The organism is Paracoccus sp. FO-3, assembly GCF_006386455.1.
GTDB lineage: Bacteria > Pseudomonadota > Alphaproteobacteria > Rhodobacterales > Rhodobacteraceae > Paracoccus > Paracoccus versutus.
In genome coordinates this window covers 1-16,445 of sequence record NZ_VCBQ01000106.1, presented here as the reverse complement: position 1 = coordinate 16,445, position 16,445 = coordinate 1, and the positions used below count along the sequence as shown (strand labels likewise).

Annotated in this window: 23 protein-coding genes; 9 read left to right on the top strand and 14 right to left on the bottom strand. The window is 63.9% G+C overall.

Translation table 11 applies throughout. The annotated features are described in order from the left end of the window. Positions 1-265: 265 nt before the first annotated feature. Positions 266-739: a hypothetical protein gene (locus FE811_RS21685; protein ID WP_140848783.1), complete on the top strand. Its 474-nt coding sequence runs from the start codon at positions 266-268 to the stop codon at positions 737-739. Between the two features lie 390 nt (positions 740-1,129). Continuing rightward, positions 1,130-1,294 (top strand): hypothetical protein, encoded by a 165-nt coding sequence (locus FE811_RS27610; protein WP_007803240.1) that lies wholly within the window; start codon positions 1,130-1,132, stop codon positions 1,292-1,294. Positions 1,295-1,397: 103 nt separating this feature from the next. Here FE811_RS27610 and FE811_RS21680 read toward each other — a convergent pair whose 3' ends face one another. Then, positions 1,398-2,063 (bottom strand): metalloregulator ArsR/SmtB family transcription factor, encoded by a 666-nt coding sequence (locus FE811_RS21680; protein WP_140848781.1) that lies wholly within the window; start codon positions 2,061-2,063, stop codon positions 1,398-1,400. Between the two features lie 87 nt (positions 2,064-2,150). Between FE811_RS21680 and FE811_RS21675 the strand changes: the two genes are divergently transcribed. From FE811_RS21675 to FE811_RS21665, 3 genes are read left to right on the top strand one after another with little or no spacing between them, the layout of a single operon-like run. Then, on the top strand, positions 2,151-3,005 hold the full coding sequence (locus tag FE811_RS21675; protein ID WP_140848779.1) for a sterol desaturase family protein: 855 nt from the start codon (positions 2,151-2,153) through the stop codon (positions 3,003-3,005). Then, positions 3,002-4,306, top strand: coding sequence for an MFS transporter (locus FE811_RS21670; protein ID WP_140848777.1), 1,305 nt, complete (start codon positions 3,002-3,004; stop codon positions 4,304-4,306). Before FE811_RS21675 ends, FE811_RS21670 begins: the two co-directional genes overlap by 4 nt. Next, positions 4,303-4,656: a DsrE/DsrF/TusD sulfur relay family protein gene (locus FE811_RS21665; RefSeq protein WP_140848775.1), complete on the top strand. Its 354-nt coding sequence runs from the start codon at positions 4,303-4,305 to the stop codon at positions 4,654-4,656. The genes FE811_RS21670 and FE811_RS21665 overlap by 4 nt, the downstream gene beginning before the upstream one ends. 38 nt (positions 4,657-4,694) lie before the next feature. Here the strand turns inward: FE811_RS21665 and FE811_RS21660 are convergent, their stop codons facing one another. After that, positions 4,695-5,513: a hypothetical protein gene (locus FE811_RS21660; protein WP_181180922.1), complete on the bottom strand. Its 819-nt coding sequence runs from the start codon at positions 5,511-5,513 to the stop codon at positions 4,695-4,697. Between the two features lie 15 nt (positions 5,514-5,528). Further along, positions 5,529-6,254, bottom strand: a complete 726-nt coding sequence (locus tag FE811_RS21655) for a HupE/UreJ family protein (protein WP_140848773.1) — start codon at positions 6,252-6,254, stop codon at positions 5,529-5,531. Between the two features lie 476 nt (positions 6,255-6,730). Between FE811_RS21655 and FE811_RS21650 the strand changes: the two genes are divergently transcribed. Then, positions 6,731-6,988: a metal-sensing transcriptional repressor gene (locus FE811_RS21650; protein WP_023666888.1), complete on the top strand. Its 258-nt coding sequence runs from the start codon at positions 6,731-6,733 to the stop codon at positions 6,986-6,988. Between the two features lies 1 nt (position 6,989). Next, the gene (locus FE811_RS21645; protein WP_140848771.1) at positions 6,990-8,297 is read left to right on the top strand and encodes an MFS transporter; all 1,308 of its coding nucleotides are present in this window, start codon (positions 6,990-6,992) and stop codon (positions 8,295-8,297) included. Here FE811_RS21645 and FE811_RS21640 read toward each other — a convergent pair. Continuing rightward, a complete protein-coding gene (locus tag FE811_RS21640) occupies positions 8,257-8,688 on the bottom strand; it encodes a Crp/Fnr family transcriptional regulator (protein WP_140848769.1) in 432 nt (143 codons plus the stop codon). The genes FE811_RS21645 and FE811_RS21640 overlap by 41 nt on opposite strands. On the opposite strand from FE811_RS21640, the gene FE811_RS21635 reads away from it, so the two are divergent. After that, complete coding sequence (locus tag FE811_RS21635) at positions 8,687-9,070, top strand: hypothetical protein (protein ID WP_140848767.1); 384 nt, start codon at positions 8,687-8,689, stop codon at positions 9,068-9,070. The two genes, FE811_RS21640 and FE811_RS21635, sit on opposite strands and share 2 nt — an antisense overlap. Here the strand turns inward: FE811_RS21635 and FE811_RS21630 are convergent, their stop codons facing one another. The 5 genes from FE811_RS21630 to FE811_RS21610 form a co-directional block, all read right to left on the bottom strand. Next, complete coding sequence (locus tag FE811_RS21630) at positions 9,071-9,538, bottom strand: DUF411 domain-containing protein (RefSeq protein WP_255469808.1); 468 nt, start codon at positions 9,536-9,538, stop codon at positions 9,071-9,073. Positions 9,539-9,677: 139 nt separating this feature from the next. Further along, complete coding sequence (locus FE811_RS21625; protein WP_255469807.1) at positions 9,678-10,283, bottom strand: SCO family protein; 606 nt, start codon at positions 10,281-10,283, stop codon at positions 9,678-9,680. Continuing rightward, positions 10,262-10,735 carry a copper chaperone PCu(A)C gene (locus tag FE811_RS21620; RefSeq protein WP_140848763.1) on the bottom strand — a complete coding sequence of 158 codons (474 nt, stop codon included), beginning with the start codon at positions 10,733-10,735 and terminating at the stop codon, positions 10,262-10,264. The genes FE811_RS21625 and FE811_RS21620 overlap by 22 nt, the downstream gene beginning before the upstream one ends. Positions 10,736-10,740: 5 nt before the next feature. Further along, on the bottom strand, positions 10,741-11,331 hold the full coding sequence (locus FE811_RS21615) for an SCO family protein (protein ID WP_140848761.1): 591 nt from the start codon (positions 11,329-11,331) through the stop codon (positions 10,741-10,743). Between the two features lie 90 nt (positions 11,332-11,421). After that, positions 11,422-12,747, bottom strand: coding sequence for an Nramp family divalent metal transporter (locus FE811_RS21610; RefSeq protein ID WP_140848759.1), 1,326 nt, complete (start codon positions 12,745-12,747; stop codon positions 11,422-11,424). A 120-nt stretch (positions 12,748-12,867) separates the two neighbouring features. Between FE811_RS21610 and mntR the strand changes: the two genes are divergently transcribed. Next, on the top strand, positions 12,868-13,320 hold the full coding sequence (gene mntR / locus FE811_RS21605; protein ID WP_140848757.1) for a manganese-binding transcriptional regulator MntR: 453 nt from the start codon (positions 12,868-12,870) through the stop codon (positions 13,318-13,320). Between the two features lie 5 nt (positions 13,321-13,325). Here mntR and FE811_RS21600 read toward each other — a convergent pair whose 3' ends face one another. The 5 genes from FE811_RS21600 to FE811_RS21580 form a co-directional block, all read right to left on the bottom strand. Beyond that, positions 13,326-13,985 (bottom strand): thioredoxin domain-containing protein, encoded by a 660-nt coding sequence (locus tag FE811_RS21600; protein WP_140848755.1) that lies wholly within the window; start codon positions 13,983-13,985, stop codon positions 13,326-13,328. Then, positions 13,982-14,419, bottom strand: coding sequence for a disulfide bond formation protein B (locus FE811_RS21595; protein WP_140848753.1), 438 nt, complete (start codon positions 14,417-14,419; stop codon positions 13,982-13,984). The genes FE811_RS21600 and FE811_RS21595 overlap by 4 nt, the downstream gene beginning before the upstream one ends. Beyond that, on the bottom strand, positions 14,412-14,891 hold the full coding sequence (lspA, locus tag FE811_RS21590; protein WP_140848751.1) for a signal peptidase II: 480 nt from the start codon (positions 14,889-14,891) through the stop codon (positions 14,412-14,414). Before lspA ends, FE811_RS21595 begins: the two co-directional genes overlap by 8 nt. After that, the gene (locus FE811_RS21585) at positions 14,888-15,511 is read right to left on the bottom strand and encodes an isoprenylcysteine carboxylmethyltransferase family protein (protein WP_181180921.1); all 624 of its coding nucleotides are present in this window, start codon (positions 15,509-15,511) and stop codon (positions 14,888-14,890) included. The genes lspA and FE811_RS21585 overlap by 4 nt, the downstream gene beginning before the upstream one ends. Before the next feature lie 4 nt (positions 15,512-15,515). Further along, positions 15,516-16,445 (bottom strand): HAD-IC family P-type ATPase (locus tag FE811_RS21580; protein WP_140848747.1); only part of this gene is annotated, 930 nt, incomplete at its 5' end.

The window sequence follows — 16,445 nt, the reverse complement described above, 5'->3', positions numbered from 1 at the left end:
CTGGTTGCCCGAGGTCCTGCGCCGGGCTGATCTGGTGGCGTTCGACGGCGAGGCGATCGCAGAAGGGCAGGGGGAGGACGCGGGCGAGCCCGAAGACATCGCTCTCCCCGCCTTCCTGACGGCCGGTCTGCCGGACAGCGCCGCGTCGATGATGGTAGCGGAGTGATCTGAGCAATCCGGGGGCGGGGAAACCCGCCCTCAATCTCACAAAGTACAGCAATATCAATATGATGAATGCGAGCACTCGCATTCGGGATGAGGAATCATGTCTGCAACAAACATCATCGACACAGCCCCTCTCGGGGCGCTGATCCGCTACACCGACGGCAGTCCCAAGCCGTCGGCACGGTTCACCAAGAAGCTTGCCGCCTGGGAGCGATCGAACGGCGTCGGCCGCCTTGTGAAGAAGGAGCCGCCCCGGGTCTATCCGACCTGGACCGCTCCGGCCTCCTTCACGCTCCATGAAGGGAACTTCTCCTCGGACGGGGTGATCCTCGTCACCATAATGCGCAGCCATTCGGCAGACAGCCGTTTGATCTTTGAGGTGGCTGAGGCACCGAAGCCGGGACATGTCCGCGTGCTCCTCGACTTCGGTGGCAACACTGAGCTGCTGCATCTCGCGGAATCCATCACCGCGGCCGAGCTCTGGATCGCGCGGGAGGGCTATCGCAACGCACGGTTTGAGATCGTCGGCGCCGAGGACGGCGATAGGGCGGGGGGCGCGGACCTGGCCGCGTGAGCCCTGTCAAGGCGTGAGGGGACTGCCCTCCGGCAGGCCTCTTACCGACCACACCCCTCGTCCCGCGAAATCGCGGGGCATCAAGGGATTCATCCCCCAAGAAGCAGGTCTTCAGCCAAGAGCCTGCCCGGGAGGCTGGCGGCGTTCTGAGCATCAGCGGGACAACCGGCTCCTGACGTTGGGGCACCATCCCCCGCTCGCCATTCCCCTCCTTGCCCCGAATCCTGTCTTCGAGATCAACCCGCGAGGGGTCGGACTACGGGGCGAGCCCGTGCCGCCGGGTGGATTCGGGCGAGCCGAATGCACCCGGTGATGTCAGCCAGTCTTCGGGCCTGCGGGGTCCTGTCGCGCGGGGGATGGTCCCCCGCCTCCAAGACAGGAGCCAAACAGATGTCCCGCAAAGATGCTCACGCCTTCGCAGCCTCCCTCGCCGCCACGCTCATGGTCTCGATCGTCGTCTTCCAGGCAGGGGATGGAACCTTCGGCGCCGTCCCCGCCGATGAAATCGACGGCGACGAGGTCGTGATCGTCTCGGAATACGATCCCTTCGGGTGAGGCTTCGGCCTCACTTTTCATGGGCTCGGGCACGGCGCTGGAGCGCCTCCGGGCCTATCGCCGACCGAGTGGCCGTGCGCCGATGAAATGGACGGTCATCGGACTATTGCGCGCCTGACATCACTGGCAGGCCATCCTCGCGCCATTCCGGCAAACCGCCGTCAAGCCGGCGCGCATTGATGCCGTGTTTGCGCAGGGCGGCCACAGCCTGATGGGCGTAGATGCAATAGGGGCCTCTGCAATATGCTACGATTTCGGCAGCCAGATCGAGCGTCGGAATGATCCGCTCGATCTCAATCAGCGGCATGTTGAGCGCGCCCGAAATGTGACCTGCAGCGTATTCGTCTGCGGGGCGGACATCGAGCACGGTCACAGAACCCTCGGCGATCCGGACTGCCAGGTCTTCCCTGCTCACTGGCTCGGGGGCATCCTTGCCGCTTGAAAGCCCTCGCAAGATACGCTCGACCTGCGCGAGATTCCGCTCCGCTACGATGCGCAGAAGGTCCATCAGCGCGAGCGTTTTTGCGTCGGTCAGCCGGTAGATCACCGCCTTGCCGTCGCGGCGGCTGGTGACGAGAGCGGCCCGGCGCAACTGTTGCAGGTGCTGAGAGCAGTTGGCGATGGTGAGGCCTGTCTTGTCGGCCAGCGCCTCTACGCCGCGTTCGCCTTGCGCCAGTTGTTCCAGCAGCATCAGACGCGCCGGTGCCGACAAGGCGCGCGCGACGAGGGCGTATTCCTCCAGCAGGGCGAGCTTCGGGCTGATTGACAAGGCGTGTCTCCTGACGCTACATCATTCAAGCGATAACTTGAATAATAGCGATTCCATCGCGCTCCACAAGCCCCAAGGCCAGCAACCATGTCCGAGACCATCCTTGCGACTGAGGCGTCCATCCGTCTTTCCATCTTTCTGGGTGTTCTGGCGGCGATGGCGCTTTGGGAAGTGGCAGCCCCCCGGCGCAGGCTGGAGATCCCGCGCGTCATCCGCTGGACCAACAATCTCGCTCTTGTCGTTGTCGATACGATCATCCTGCGGCTGTCGTTCCCGATCCTTGCGGTCGGGCTTTCTGTCATGGCTGAGGACCGTGGCTGGGGGCTGTTCAACAATATCGACGCGCCCGTGTGGGTGGCCACCGTCGTCTCGATGCTTCTGCTCGATCTGGCGATCTATCTCCAGCACGTGATGTTCCACGCGATCCCGGGCTTGTGGCGGTTGCACCGGATGCACCACGCCGATCTTGATTTTGACGCCACGACCGGCCTGCGCTTTCATCCCGTCGAGATCCTGATCTCCATGGGGATCAAGCTAGCGGTGGTCGCGGCGCTCGGACCGCCCGCCATCGCGGTGCTGCTGTTCGAGGTGATCCTGAACGCCACCGCACTCTTCAACCACGCCAATATCGATCTGCCGCGCCCAGTGGATCGTGTGATGCGCCTGTTCGTCGTCACCCCCGACATGCACCGTGTCCATCATTCCATCGATCCGCGCGAGACCAACTCGAACTACGGCTTCAACCTGCCGTGGTGGGACTGGCTTCTGGGAACCTACCTCGCTCAGCCAGCCAAAGGACATGAGGGGATGGTGATCGGCATCGAGCAGTTCCGTACGCGCCGCGACCTCTGGCTCGACAGGATGCTGATCCAGCCCCTGCGTGGTCCCGCCAGTGGCGGAGCGCTCGACCCTGCGCTGGCGACAAAGGAGCGCGTCGAATGACCTCCTGCGAATTCACGCGAGGCATCCGGGAAAACCAGGTTCAGGTCGCCCATCAGCTGATCCAGGTGATGCTGGTGGGTTTCGCCATCGGGATGACGCGCACGGTAGTCCCGGCTTTGGCCGAAAGCGAGTTCGGGCTGGAACGTGGCTCTTTCCTTCTGCTCACCTCCTTCGTCGTGGCCTTCGGCACGGTGAAGGCGGTGATGAACTTTGTCGCCGGCCGCTGGTCGGAACGGATCGGCCGCAAGCGCGTGCAATTCTGGGGCTGGGTCGCAGCGCTGCCGATCCCGGTGATGATCTGGTATGCCCCCGACTGGAACTGGATCGTGGCCGCGACCCTGCTGCTTGGGGTCAACCAGGGTCTCTGCTGGTCGATGACGCAGACCGCAAAGCTTGACATCACCAAGGCCGAAGAACGTGGCCTCGTCATGGGGCTCAATGAGTTTTCGGGCTATGTCGGCGTGGCGTCCGCGGGCATCTTGACCGCCTACATCGCCGAAGCCTTGGGCGCACGGACCGGACTTCTGGTCTTCGGCATGGCCGTGGTTCTGCTGGCACTGCTGCTCACGTTGGTCTGGGTCAAGGACACGCTCCCTTGGGCCAGGGCAGAGACCGCCGCGCACAAGGCAGCACCGCCGAAATCCTTGCCGCGCTATCCCGAAGGCGTCTCTGATCACCCCACAACGGGCGAGGTCTTCGCCCTGATGAGCTGGCGCGACCGACGCCTCTTCGCGATCTCCCAGGCGGGGCTAGTCGAGAAGTTTGTCGACGCCCTGGTCTGGGCGCTGTTCCCTGTTTTCCTGGTTAGCCGAGGTGCAAGCCTGACAGAGGTCGGCTGGATCGTCGGCACCTACGGCTTTGTCTGGGGCGGCTCACAGCTTATCACCGGTCGGCTGTCGGATCATGTGGGCCGGTTCTGGCCGAACGTGCTGGGTATGTGGATCTGCGGTGCAGGTGTTGCGCTGGTGGTCATATGCAGTGGCGCGCTCTGGTGGTCGGTCTCCGCAGGCGTGGCGGGCTTTGGAATGGCGCTCCTTTATCCGAACCTTTCGGCGGCGGTTGCGGACATCACACCGCCCGCTTGGCGTGGGTCGGCCATCGGCATCTACCGCTTCTGGCGCGACCTCGGCTACGCCATTGGTGCGCTCGGCCTCGGTCTTGCTGCCAGCCTGACAGGCGCGGCTGAATCTGCCTTCTGGTTCGTCGCGATTTCCATGTTCGTCTCTGGCGCCATTCTCTTCTGGCTCGGCGAGGAAACCCATCCGCGGCTTAATCCGGCCCGCAAAGGAGGCCAGCTTTGAAATACCTTATCCTCCTGAATGATCCGCCATATGGCACCGAGCGCAGCTTTAACGGTTTGCGGATGGCGCACGCGCTCGCCAAGAACGATCCCGATGCAGAGATCACCGTCTTCCTGATGGCGGACGCCGTACTTTGCGCCAAGGCTGGCCAGAAGACGCCCGATGGATACTACAATATCGAACGCATGATCGGTCGGGTCCTGTCTGCCAAAGGGCGCGTCCTGATGTGCGGCACCTGCATGGACGCGCGTGGCCTGAACGAAAAAGACATGGTGGAGGGGGCGACCCGCTCCACCATGGACGGACTCGCGCAGGCTACGATCGCGGCGGACAAGGTTCTGGTGTTCTGACTGTCCGCCGCGGGCATTTTCAAGCACAGATCGCTGCGTCAGGGTGCGCGGAGTTCCTGATACTCTCCGCCTGTACGCAGGGTCACGGTAACTGGCTCGTCGGTGCGGTTGCGCCAGAACCAGCCATGGTTGCCGGTGAAGGCTGCGACGAGCTCGCCTGTCTTTTCGGGCACAGCGCGGCCCTGTTCATAGCTGATTTCCTCACCGCTACCGTCGCCGTGCTGGTCGAAGTTCACCACGCCACCATTCGCGGTCCACGCATAGCGCGCGACCTGGCCTTGCTCCATGACAAGCTTCACCTCGACGCCTTCGCCGGGGGGCAGCGTATAGCTGACCTCGTCTCGCCACTCCGAAGCGGCGGCCTCGGCAACAGCCACCTCGACGGGTTCGGGCGCTACTGCGGCGACGTCCTCGGGTGCCGGGTCGGCGGCGGCTGGTGCGGCGGAAACAGAATCGGACAGGCCGGGGGGCGTGCCGATTACGGCGGCGATGGTGGCAAGCTGGGCGTCGATCCGGTCTAGCCGCGCGAGGATTTCCGGGGCAGCGACTTCTGGCTGGGGCGTTACGGCAGCTGGCGTGGCGGCACGAGCATCAGCCTCCGCTTCAGCCGCAAGTTGCTGCTTGATCTCGCCCATCTCGGTCAGCCCGGTCAGGGCTCCGACACCCGTCGGGTCGATCCCATATTCAGCGGGTAGCCAGAACAGGACGAGGATCGCCCCGGCCGCCCCGGCCGCAAGCAGGGTGGAACGGATCAGGCCGCCGGAGGTGGCAGGAACGGACTGGACGTTCTGTGTGGCGGCGAAAACCCGCGGTTCTGCCCGCAGGGGGGCTTTGGGTGTGTCAAAACGGTTGGTCATGGGTCAGCCCTCCTTTCAGGCGACAAAATAGCCGGTGATCTGCAGGCCCATCAGGGCAAAGCCGGCCACCATCATCAGAACATTCGCGGCATAGGCCTGCCGCGCGAAGGCAGGCCGCCCCCGCCACTGGGTCATCGCTGTCAGGATCAGGGCGAGCGCCATCAGCTGGCCAAGCTCCACACCCACGTTGAAGGCAATAAGGTTTCCCAGAAGGCCATCTGGCGAAATCTCGTAGCTCTGAATCTTCGTGGCCAGACCAAAGCCGTGCAGCAGGCCGAAGATCAGTGTCGCGGCCTTGGTGTTCGGCTGCACCCCGAACCAGAGGCGGAATGCGCCAAGGTTGTCGAGTGCCTTATAGACCACCGAAAACGCGATGATCGCATCGATGACGTAGGCGTTGATCGAGATGGACCACCAGACGCCCGCGATCATCGTGACTGAATGGCCGATGGCGAAGATGCTGACGTAGGTCGCGATGTCTTTCGACCGGTAGAGAAAGAAGATTACCCCTGCGAGGAACAGGAGGTGGTCGTAGCCCGTCACCATGTGCTTGGCACCGAGGTAGATGAAGGCGATCGGGCGGAAGCCCGTAACCTCCTGCACATAGCCCGCGTCGCCTTCGGTGACGTTGTGGGCGAAGGCCGCGCCTGCAAGCAGGAAGGCGGCAAGGGTCGTGGCGAGCGCAACGAGTGCCTGCCATGGCGTGAAGGGGCGCCATCGCGCCCGTGGGAAGGATGTCATGTTTGGATTATCCTGACTGATGGAACTGTCGGACCACCCGCTTGGGGCGGCGGCTCAGGTCAGGGGCAGGCGGGGTGGCCGTCGCGGCCCGTCGCGGATCGTGCCATCCGCAGCAAGGGAATCGGGGCGCAGCGTCCGCAAGGGTGGCGGCGGCACTTCCGCCCCTGGTGATGCGAGCAGCGCCGCGCCTACATGATCGTGGTCGCTCGAGTCGTGATGATCCGACCCGGCAATGTCGTGCGAATGGCCATGCTCGGCGTGATAGGCCCGGTGATCGGCTTCGGCAGACACGGCTCCGGGACCATGCTTGACCGCTTCGACGGCGGGTGCGACTGCCAGCGAAAAGGCGAAACACAGGGCTGCCCAAAGCGTCCTGATCCCCCGCCATGTCGGTTGCCGTGCCTGCATCGTTGTCCTTCGGGGTTGACCCCGCTTAGCTTCTTGCCTCATCCCCCCTAGGGGGATAGGCTGGATATATGCCAGAAGATCATACCCACGCAAGCCATCCTGCCATCGCCACCCGGCTGAAGCGCGCCGAGGGGCACTTGCGCCGCGTGATCGGGATGATTGAGGAAGGGCGGCCCTGCGTCGATCTTGCGACACAACTTCACGCTGTCGAGCGCGCAGTGGCCGAGGCAAAGCGCGCGTTGATCCATGACCATATCGACCATTGCCTCACGGCAGGGGGCGATCACGACCTGGCCGAGATCAAGGCCCTGACGAAGCTGCTCTGAGATGCTGTCCACCCTCCGCAACCCGACCTTCCGCCACCTTTTTGCCGCGCAACTCGTGGCACTGCTGGGCACAGGGCTCGCCACGGTAGCGCTTGGTCTTCTGGCCTGGCAGCTCGCGGGCGACAACGCGGGTGCTGTTCTGGGCACGGCGCTGGCGATCAAGATGGTGGCCTATGTGACGCTGGCCCCGGTGGCGGCGGCGATTGCCGAGCGTCTGCCGCGCCGGGCCTTCCTGGTAACCCTGGATCTGATCAGGGCGGGCGTGATCGCCTTTCTGCCCTTCGTCACCGAAGTCTGGCAGGTCTATGTGTTGATCTTTTTCCTGCAGGCCGCCTCGGCCGGCTTCACCCCGGCCTTCCAGGCGGTTATCCCCGACGTGCTGAAAGACGAGGATGACTATACCAACGCTTTGTCGCTCCTAAGGCTGGCCGAGGATCTGGAGCAGTTGGCCTCGCCCATGCTGGCGGCGCTGCTGCTCACCGTCGTCAGCTTCCCGGTGCTGTTTGTGGGCACCGTCGCGGGCTTCGTCGCCTCGGCGATGCTGGTCGTGACCGCGCGGTTGCCCTCTCGGGCGGCGGGGACGCTCGGCCATTTCTGGGCGGATGTGACCAAGGGAATCCGAATCTACACCCGCACCCCGCGTCTGCGCGGGCTGATGGTGATGGAGGCGTCGGTCGCCGCCGCAGGCGCAATGATCTATGTGAACACCGTGGTGCTGGTGCAAGCCCGCCTCGGCTTGGGCGAGGAGGCCGTGGCGCTGGCATTCGCAGGCTTCGGCGCGGGCTCGATGCTGGCGGCCTTCCTTCTGCCGCGCATCCTCGAGCGGCTTACCGACAGGCCGGTGATGATCGGCGGTGCGACCCTGATGGTCGCAGGCGTGGCCCTGGTTCCATTCGTTGCCAGCCTTTCAGCGTTGATCGCGCTCTGGGCCGCAATCGGCTTTGGCTTCTCGCTGACACAGACGCCCATCGGTCGAATCGTCAACCGCTCTGCGCGCGAAGCCGACCGCGGCGCCGTGTTTGCTGCGCAGTTCGCCCTGTCCCACGCCTGCTGGCTGGTGACCTACCCGCTTGCAGGCTGGATTGGTGCCGGCGCGGGGCTTTCGGTGGCGGCGATTGTCCTCGCCATCATCGGCGCGGTCGGGGTGGCGGCCGTGCTGCGCCTCTGGCCCTCCGACGATCAGGCTGTCTTGGCTCACGATCATCCGGACCTTCCGCCCGATCACCCGCATCTGGCCGAACACGCGCCGCATCACGCCCATCCCATCGTCATCGACGACCTGCACAGCCGCTGGCCGAGGGCGGCGTGATGTCACGGCTTTGCGGCGGCATCACGGCCCGGTGGCGGGCCAGTTCACGGTAAAGCGCCTCGCGTGACACGCCGATCTCGGCGGCAATGCCTTGCAGTTGGCCCTTGCCGGGAAGGGCATTCCCGTCGCTCAGCCAGGCGTCGAGCCGTGCGCTGACGGTCGGGAAGGACCGCACCTCGACGCGGAAACGGGCCTCCTGCACGGCACGCGCCAGATGCGCGGCCCATCCCGCCGCAAGAACGGAGTCCTGCCGAATTCGGGCGTGGAAAGAGACCAGCGGCAGCGCTCGCGCCTCGGTGCTGCCCACGGCCACGGCCCAGCAGTGGGTGCGTGCGGCATAGGCAGAGGCTTCGGCGGGCACCTTCGCCGCGATTGGCGAGATCGTTGGCATGTTGCGCGCCGACCCCGCGACTGACTGGACCCGCGTCGATATCGAGGCCCTGCGCCAGCACCTGATCGACATGGACAACGTGACGCTACGCAGCGAAGTTGCGGTGGCGGAGGTGCCGGAGGGTGCCGTCTTTTCGGTCACCTCGGACGATGCCAACGTGGTCGCCTCTATCCAGCGGATGGTCACGGCGCACGCGGCGACGATGGACGATCCGTCCGGGTGGCGCTACGGCGCGGTCGCCACGTCAACAGGCGCGGACCTGACCGTGACGGGCGACGCGGCGCAAATCCGTGCGCTCGGCTTCATCGGTGTCATGACGGTCGGCATGCACCACCAGGCCCATCACTGGGCCATCGCAACCGGGGCCACGCCGCATCAGTGATCAGGCAGCAGGATAGCTCGTGAAGACCTCGGTCGTCCCATCCCGGCGGATCAGGATCACGTCATAGGCGTCCCTTTCGCCTTCCGGCCCCATCCCGGGCGAGCCGTAAGGCATGCCAGGGACTGCCAGCCCGATCGCATCAGGACGTTCGGACAGCAGCCGACGGATGTCGGCAGCCGGGACGTGGCCCTCGAGGGTATAGTCGGCCGTCGTTGCGGTGTGGCAGGAGGCAAGCGCGTCCGAGATACCACGTTCGCGCTTGAACGCTGCCAGATCCTCGATGCTGCGTTCCTCGAAGCTGACCGAGAAACCGTTATCGCGCAGGTGGCCGATCCAGCTGTTGCAGCACGGGCAACCGGGGTCCTTGACGACATGAATCCCCGGATCGCCCTCCGCATGCAGGGGCACGGCAGCAAGACCGGCAAGAGAGGGAACTGCGAGAAGAAGCGTGCGTCGGTCGATCAGCATGTCAGTCATCCTTTTCGTCTTGGGCGAAAGATAGCGTCTTGCGGGCAATCGGCGAGTGTCTGAGTGCGATGGCAAACCTTGATCGGCAGACGCCGATCCGAGTTTCATTGTGAACAGGGTCGACCATGGACGTCCTTTTCTACCCAAGGACTCGCCGGATCTTGGGCAGGGCAAAGCGTCGATCCTCGTGATAGTCGATGATGCTGGCAAATCGCCCGTCCGCGTCGAACAGGAACACGCCGGCGGTGTGGTTCATAGTGTAATCGCCACCGTCGCGCGGAACCTTTTCGAACCGCGCGCGAAATCCTGCGACGGCGCGTTCGACTTCTGCCACCGGTCCTGTAATCCCTGTGATGCGGGGATCAAAGCTCGCCAGATAGTCAGACAAGACCGGTCCAGTGTCGCGTTCGGGATCCACGGTGATGAACACTACGTTCAATCGGTCGGCGGCAGGACCAAGCTCTTCCAGCCAAAGCGAGATGTCGCTCAGAGTGGTCGGGCAGACATCAGGGCACCAGGTGAAGCCGAAGAAGGCCAGCGTCGGTTGGCCGACCCAGTCAGCGGGCGTCACACGGTTACCGCGGTGGTCGGTGAGGCTGAAAGCCATCTCGGCGACCGGCAACGGCAGCAGCGCCGGGCCTGCCCCTTCGCGGCTACGGCTTTGCCACCAGCCGAGACCGAGCATGTAGGCCGTGGCGCCCGCAACTCCGCCGAGGCCGAGGATTACTGTCCGGCGTCCGCGCAATCCGGTCCCTCCGCGCGCATCGAAAGGACATCGACGGTCACGGTCATCTCGCCTGCCGTCTGGAACATCAGCGTGACCGGGAAGGTCTCGCCTTCCTTCAGGGCCGCGGTCAGATCCATCAGCATCCCGTGGTACCCGCCGGGCGCCAGCGCCACTGTCTGACCTGCTGGGACCGGCACAGCCATGGCATGCGGCATCGAGGCGACGCCATTGCTGACCACGGTTTCATGCAGCATCGGCATCCCCGCCGCCGGGGTGGCGATCCCTACCAGGGCGTCGTCCGTGCTACCCTTGTTGGTGATCTCGAGATAGAGCACGCCAGGCCGACCCGCACCGATAGTGGCGCGCGACCAGGCGTTCTGGATGGTCAAATCACCCAGTGTGACCGTCTCGCAGGCGAAGGCGGCAGAGGCGGTCAGGGACAATATGGCGGAGAAGGCAAGGGTTTTCATGGATCTCACAATCTGGAACGAAGGTCGGCAAGGATTTCGGAAGCGGGTGTGCCGTAGGTGAATTGGCGCAGCCAGTCGCCGTCGGGCCCGATGAGGTAGAGCGCGGGGCTGTGGGACATCGTGTAGCCATCGGGTGCTGTCGCATCGTCCTCACGCGCGAAGTGGATGCGGAAACTGTCCGCCGCGGCGCGGGTCTGCGCATCGTCTCCGGCAAGACCTATGATCGCCGGGTGGAACGCCGCCGTGAACTCGGCCAGCCCCAGCCTGCGATCCCGCTCGGGGTCGATCGAGATGAACAGGGGCTGCACAAGCGCAGCAGCGTCGCCAAGATCGTCCATAACCTGCGCGACCTCTGCGAGGGTCGTCGGGCAGACATCCGGGCAGTTGGTGAAGCCGAAGAAGACAAGAACATGCTTGCCCGCAAAGTCGTGGGTCGTTCGCTGCTGCCCCGTTGCATCCGGGAGTGCAAAGGACGGTCGAAAGGCGACCTCCGTCTCACCCGGCACACGGCTTGGCAAAACCATCAGCACCCCATAGGCAAGCGTGGCAGCCCCAGCCGCCGCCCAGAGTATTTTCTGCAGTCTTGTCAAATGCATCCGCCACCCACTCCGCAATTCTCGGTGTCTAAACCCTCCAGTAGCTTGAGCTACAAGCCGGAAATCACACCTTCACCGAAGGGTGAAGTCTCAGCCCAGAAGAACGGTCGACAGCAGGTTCACGTTCAGCACGATGATCAGGGCCGCAATCAGCCAACAGAGGCTTGTCAGCCAGCGGGGTGCTACGAGTTCGCCCATCTTGGCGCGGCTGGCGGTGAACATCACCAAGGGAACGATGGCGAAGGGAAGCTGGAACGACAGCACCACCTGGCTCAGGATCAAAAGCTCACCCACGCCTCCGCTACCGTAGAGCAGGATCACGAAGATCGCCGGGATGATGGCAAGGCCCCGGGTAATCAGACGTCGAGCCCAAGGGGCGATGCGCAGGTTGATGAAACCTTCCATCACGATCTGTCCGGCCATGGTGGCGGTGACAGTAGAGTTCAAGCCAGCGCACAAGAGCGCCACGCCGAATAGGACTGGCGCAAGTGACGAGCCGAGCAAGGGCGCCAGCAACAGATGCGCCTTGTCGATCTCGGCCACATCGTTTTGACCCACGGTGTAGAAGGCAGCTGCGGCCAGGATCAGGATCGAGGCATTGATCGTCAGCGCGAACATCAAGGCGATGGTGCTGTCCCAAGTCGCCAGCCGTAGCGACTCGCGCCTCGAGGGTAGGTCAAGGCCAAAGGCGCGAGTCTGCACAATGCCCGAATGCAGGTAAAGGTTATGCGGCATGACCGTCGCCCCGATGATGCCAAGCGCCAGGTAGAGCATCGTCGGGTTGTTGAAAATCTCGCGGCTTGGGGCAAAGCCTGCGATGACCTCGCCCCAGACCGGGTCGGCCTGCGCAATCAACACGACAAAACAGGCGGCGATCAGCGCCATCAGGGAAATGATCAGCGCCTCGATCCAGCGAAAGCCCTTGTTCTGCAGCCACAGGATCAGGAATACATCGGCGGCGGTTATGAAAATGCCGATCTCGAGCGGAATGCCGAACAAAAGGTTCAGGCCGATCGCGGTGCCGATCACCTCGGCGAGGTCGGTGGCGATAATGGCCAGTTCGGCAAAGATCCAGAGCGGGACCGACATCCATTTCGGGAAGGCATCGCGGCAGGCCTGCGCCAGATCGCGGCCCGACGCGACCGCCAGCCGGGCGCACAGAGATTGCAGCAGGATCGCCATGATGTTCGATAGCAGTGCGACGAACAGCAGTGTGTAGCCAAAGGCCGCCCCACCGGCGAGAGAGGTCGCCCAGTTGCCGGGGTCCATGTAGCCCACGGCCACCAGATAACCGGGGCCGATGAAGGCAAGGAACCGGCGGAAACGGCTGGTGCCACCGTTGCCGACCGCGATGGTACGGAACACTTCGGAAAGGGAGGGGGTTTCGCTTTCCTGCCGCCAAGCATTGGTCGTCATGGTTCTTGGCACTCCCGGCTTGACCACGATCCCGACAAGACGCGGCGCATAAAGTTAGACAAGGCTAACAATCTGCGCCGCTCCTTTACTTGTCAATCCATCCCGTGCGACACTGAACGGATGACAGAGTTCGATCCTGCACCCCAAGCCACCTCGGATGACCGGCCTGCGGATCTGCGCGCCGGGGCGTTTCAGGGTGTGCGCGAAGCCCGGCGTAATGAACTCGCCGAGGATTATGTAGAGCTGATCGCCGAACTGATCCACGATCAGGGCGAGGCGCGCCCGGTGGACATCGCCGCCCGGCTTGGCGTGAAGGTGCCAACTGTAAGCAAGACCCTCGATCGTCTGGCGCGCGAGGGCTTGATCACACGCGCGAAGTACCGGTCGGTCTTTCTGACAGATGCCGGACGCGCATTGGCAAAGGAATGCCGGCGACGGCACGAGATCGTCCGGCACTTTCTCATCAGTCTGGGCCTTGACCCCGAAACGGCGGAGCGTGATGCCGAAGGAATCGAGCATCATGTCAGCGAGCGGACTCTGGCCCTATTCGCCGCCTTCACGAACCGATCCTGAGCACGTCAGGAATTCTCAACTGCGAACCGCACGTCGGCAATCAGACTTTCGGCGCTGAAATTCTCTAGCCGCTTGCCGTTGAGGAAAAAGGTTGGTGTTTGGCGGATGGCCAGGGCCTCAACATCTGCAGCGTCCTGGTTCAGTATTCCTGTGATGCCCGGGAAGAATTGGTCCGTTTCCGCCCTCTCAAGATCGAGACCAGCTGCCCCGGCGATTTCCCACGCGACATCCATCTGCGGCGCGCCATGAACAGCCCAGCCGGGCTGCTGTTCCAGCAGCGCATCCAGCACCGGCTCGAACTTGTCCTGCATGCGCGCGGCCTCAAGAATACGCACGGCCTCGTCCGAACCTTCGTGGAAGACCGTGTAGCGCAGCACAACGCGGACATGATCCGGGAATTGTCGGCGGATTTCCTGGACGACTGGATGATAGGCCCGGCAGGCCTCGCAGGACGGATCGAAGAACTCGACCAGCGCGACCTTCGCATCAGTAGGGCCGAAGCTCGGGGAATACTCCCGCACCAGAAGCGCTTGGTCTGCGGTAGAAGTGGCGACAGCGGCTGACTCGGCTTCGGCCTGACGCTGGCGGTTCACGAGGAAAGCACCGCCCCCGAAAACGACGAGCCCGAGAGCCGAAGCCCCGAGGAGGAGAGAACGGCGGTTCATGTGCGGTTTCCTTTCGGCAAGATGAGACAGACGCAGATCACGGCAAAGGCCACGAAGGACATGTAGGGAATAGGCAGGCCAAGAATGATCTGCGCAGGGCCGGAACAAGACGGCCCGCTCTCGGTGCATGGCACAATGGGCGCGGGAAGAATGCCCGCATAAAGCCCCGAGTGCCAGGCGACCAGCGCAAGGCCCGCCAGCGCCAGCGGCAGGCCATAAAGCCGCGCCATGCCATCGCCTCGCCACAGCGACAGGCCAAGGATTGGCACCAACGGGAACATGGCGATGCGCTGATACCAGCATAGGGTACAGGGCATCTGACCCATCACCTCACCGATGAAAAGAGCACCAAGCGTAGCGGCCAGTGCGATCAGGAACGCGGCGGTCAATGGTAGATCGTCGCGCGATAGGCCCTGCGGGACAGCGTTAGTCAAGAGCAGGCTCCTTGCGGCGGCGAGTGGGAAGCGAGGCGGCAAGGACAAAGACCGCGCCCAGAGTGATCGCAATATCGGCGCCGTTGAAGGTGGGCCAGTGCCAGTCACGCCAATAGACGTCCAGGAAATCAGTCACGGCGCCCTGCCTGAGACGGTCGAGAATGTTGCCAAGCGCGCCGCCTACGACCAGCGCAAAGCCTGCCCTCTCCAGCGGATGTTGCGCCCAGAATGCCATGAGGGCGAAGATCACGGTCAGGGCGGCCGTCAGCGCCGCCATCAGAAGCGGCCTGCCCGCCATGACGCCGCCCATCAAGCCAAAGCTGGCGCCTTCGTTGAACCCGAGGCTGAAATTGAAGCTCGGAAGGACTGGGACCACAGTCCCTGGCGGCAAAAGCGACAGCGCTGCAGCTTTGGTCAATTGGTCCGCCAGCACAGTTGCGGTGATGAGGGAAATGAGCATCGCTCGGGTCATCGTTCAGCCTTGCGGTTGATGACGATCCAGCGCGGGACGGATGCGGCGTATCTGTCATAGTCCGGGCCGATAGCCGCGCGCAGTGCGGCCTCTTCCGAACGCACTTGCGTGCGGGCGGACCACAGGAACAGGATCGGCGCAAGGAACGTCGGGACGGACGGAACGGCTAGGCCAACACCCGCCAGCAGGGCCGCCTGCCCAACAAAGGTCGGATTGCGACTAAATCGGTAGAGCCCGCCCGTAACCAGTTCACCTGTCTCGCCGCCGACCACTCCAACGCGCCAGGACGACCCCATCGACATCTGCGCGGCAAAGGCCACCATCGCACCGAGCCCTGCGACAAAGACCCCGATCAGGCCGATAAGGACGGCACGGCCCTCGGTCCAGAGCGGATCGATCTTGTGGAGCATGGGCACGGCGAGCCAGAGGAGTGGCCCGAAGAAGGCGAGTGCAAAGGCCGCACGGAACCCAATGGCGGCCAGTCGGTCGCGCCCCGTGGCGCGCGCAAAAAGCCAGACGGGTTTACCCGCAGTCTGTGCCGCCATGGCGCTGCCCCAGAAGAACAGCGCGAGATAGCCGAAGAGAAGGGCCAGCGCGGCCCAGCCAAAACCGGAGATCATCGCATCACGCCTCGCGTTCCGGGTTGAACCGCAACAGGCGCAGCGCATTCAGAGTGACCAGCACAGTTGCCCCGGTATCGGCCAGGATCGCAATCCATAGGCCGGTCAAACCGAAAACCGAGGTCACCAGAAACACTGCCTTCAGCCCAAGCGCGATGGTCACGTTCTGGCGGATGTTGGCCATCGCAGCCCGCGACAGCCGGATTGTGGCGGGAATGTCCGTCACCCGGTCGCGCAAGATCGCCGCATCCGCGGTTTCCAGCGCCACATCGGTGCCCGACCCCATCGCCACGCCGACGCTCGCCTGTTTCAGCGCGGGCGCGTCGTTGATGCCGTCGCCGATCATCATCACGCCGTCCCGCGTGCCGATCTCGCGAATGTAAGCGAGCTTGTCCTCCGGCATCATGTCAGCCTCGAACTTCAGGCCCAGATCCCCGGCAATGGCCGCTGCGGTGCGCGGATTGTCCCCGGTCAGGATGACAGAAGAAACACCCATCGCCGTTAGCTGCCGCACGGCTTCCTTTGCATCCGCGCGCGGCTCGTCCCGCATGGCGATCAGGCCGAGCGGAGTCTTTTCGCGGAAGACAGCGACAGCGGTCTTACCTGCATCCTCGAACACCGTGGCCCGCCGCAGGCCAAGACCATCGAGGCCACCGTGCTCCATCGCATAGCGCGGCGAGGCAACCCACGCGGGGGCCTCGCCAACCATAGCAACCACGCCTTTGCCCATCAGCGCCTTGGCATCCCGCGACGGCAGAGCAGCAACACCGGCCTCTTTCGCCTTGTTGAGGATGGCGATGGCCAGTGGATGGCTCGACCCCGTCTCGACCGCTGCCGCCACCGCCAGCAGGTCCTCCTCGGTGGTGCTGCCGAAAGGCACGACATCGGTAACCTGCGGCCGGCCGTGGGTCAGGGTGCCGGTCTTGTCGAAGGC